2 protein-coding genes are annotated in these 2,462 nt (G+C 58.4%); both read left to right on the forward strand.

Annotated elements, in window-relative coordinates; all coding sequences use genetic code 11:
* On the forward strand, positions 1-1,349 hold a 1,349-nt coding region (locus tag J7346_RS14875), incomplete at its 5' end, for a site-specific integrase (protein ID WP_209120753.1).
* A 54-nt stretch (positions 1,350-1,403) separates the two neighbouring features.
* Positions 1,404-2,459: a PIN domain-containing protein gene (locus J7346_RS14880; protein WP_209120754.1), complete on the forward strand. Its 1,056-nt coding sequence runs from the start codon at positions 1,404-1,406 to the stop codon at positions 2,457-2,459.
* Positions 2,460-2,462 lie beyond the last annotated feature (3 nt).

Genomic DNA, 2,462 nt, shown 5'->3' on the forward strand with positions numbered 1-2,462 from the left:
CCTACTACCTTCGTCTTCGCGTTCCGCGCTCATTGGCAGGGATGATTGGCAAGACCCATGTCGTGAAGACCCTCAGCACGGGATATCGAGCGGAGGCCGTTCGTCGGGCCCGGATAGTTGCCGCTGAGTTGGAGCAGGAATGGCGTTACGTTGAGACGCAGGGTGCTGGCCCGGCCATCGCTGATCCGCATAGGGAAGCGAGGCCTGCGGTTTTCTCCCCAACAACATCAGGGGACAAGACGCTGCGCCAAGCCTTCGAACTGTTTCGATCTGACCCCGCGAAACAGCGCACTCGAAAGACGGACCTCCACTATCTGAACCTAATCGAACTTGCAGTTTGCCTATGGGGTGAGAACCGCACGATCCGGTCCATCGACCGTGAAGCATCACGCGAGCTTCTCGATGTGCTCGTCTGGTTGCCGTCGAACGCCGAAAAGAGGTTCCCCAAGCTGTCGCCACTCGCGGCGGCGCAAATGGCGAAGGAGAGAGGGCTGGTCGGAAGGCTCTCGCCTGCCTCGGTCAATGGCTACATGACCAAGTTCCGCGCCGTGATGAACTTCTGCCAGAATGAAGGCTGGATCGAACGAAACCCAGCCAAAGGGCTCCAAGTCATCGACCGGGTGAGGCGTCGCGATAAACGCCTGCCTTTCTCCCCCGACCAGTTACGTCTGATCTTTGATGCGCCGCTCTACAGAGGTTGCGTCGATGACTGGGCCGGATATTCGACGCCGGGCCATGCGCGTCCCCGTCGCGGGCGTTTCTGGGTTCCTCTCATTGCCCTTTTCTCGGGTATGAGGATGAACGAGATTTGCCAGCTTCACGTGGCCGACATCCATCGGCTGGATGGCGTAGACTGTTTCTTCGTAACCGAAGGACCGTCCGACAGCGACACCGGCAAGCGACTGAAAACTGCTGCCAGTGAGCGGTTCGTCCCGGTCCATCCGACGCTGATCAAGATCGGGTTTATGACCTTCGTCACCCAGCGACGAGCGGCTGGCGCGGTCCGCCTTTTCTCCGAACTCCAGAAGTCCAGCACTGGCTACTACAGCGACCCATTCAGCAAGTGGTTCAGACGCTTCCTTGAGCGATGTGGTGCCGCTCGGGAGAGAACATGCTTTCACTCGTTTCGCCACTGCTACCGAGACGCCCTGCGCGAAGCGCGTATCGAACACGAATTGGCCTTGGCACTCGGCGGTTGGTCCTCAGGAGTTGGGAACGAGGGCGGTGAAACCGCCGCTGCCTACGGTAGGGGCTACCGAGCGCAAACGCTGTATGAGGCTATTGGCCGGATCGCCTATACCGAACTCGACCTTTCGCACCTATTTGAACCGACGCCACATCGCCGGTAACGCAGCGAGTGTCTCTGATAAGTTGTCACGTTCACCTCTCCTCCTGACGGCCAGATGCCCAAAAATCCGCCTAAGGTATTCCTTGACGCCAACGTGCTCATCAGTGCGGGAAAGCCTCCTGGTGGCCCCGAGATCAGCCGTGTTCGTGACCTCGTCGAGGCCGACCTGATCTCCGTGCTGACGACAGACCTCACGGTGGTAGAGGTCGCGAAACATCATGCGAAGAACGACCTCGATATCTTGGGGGACATCACCGCTCCGCATTTTCGCAAGTTGGTAGAGCAGCACACTGGCGTGAAGCTGCTGGACCTCAAGAAGGCTACCCTTAAGGGCCAGCTTAACGAGCACTACGTCAGTTCGACGCGGTCGATGATGAAAGGGCTGAAGGCGGAGGAACTCCAGGTCGATTCCGTGAAGCCCTCGACTGTGCTGGACGCTTACGCAACCGGCACGGGGTTCTTCGAGGATGGGGCGAAGAAGGATCAGTTCCCCGACGCATTCGCTTTCGAAAGCCTCAAGCTAACGGCTTCCGCCGACCAGCCCGTCATCGTGGTGTCGGCGGACAATGACTTCAAGAAGCCAACGGCCACCGAGGAGCACATCTCCCTTGTAGGCTCGTTCCTTGAGCTTTTCGAACATCTCGGACTTCAGCATGAGGCTCCCGAGGTAGAGGAATGGCTTGAAGCCCAGGCTGACGATCTCATTGCGCTCACAGACGCTGAACTGAGCGACTGGGGGCTTCAAGGCGACGTGGAAGATTCGGAGATCGACGAGACGACCGTAACAGCCGTGAAGCTGGAGCGCGTGACGGCGTTCAAGCCCATTGAGGCCGGTGATCCGATCCTCGTGTTCGCCACCATCACGGCGACAACCACTGTCAGCTATAGTCATCCTGATTGGGACAACGCCAGCTACGACTCCGAGGACAAGGTTCTTATTCCTTGGGACACGGTCAGTGGTGAGTCCGAGATCGAGATCGAGATAGATGTCTCATTGACCATCGCGGTCGATGAGGATGGCGATCCGGCAGAGATTGAGGAACTGAGCTTCCGAAACGACCGCTTCGTCTACGTCGAGCTTCACCCGTATGACCCCTACGAATACATGTGAGCA

The sequence above is a fragment of the Brevundimonas sp. A19_0 genome, assembly GCF_017744255.1.
Lineage (GTDB): Bacteria > Pseudomonadota > Alphaproteobacteria > Caulobacterales > Caulobacteraceae > Brevundimonas.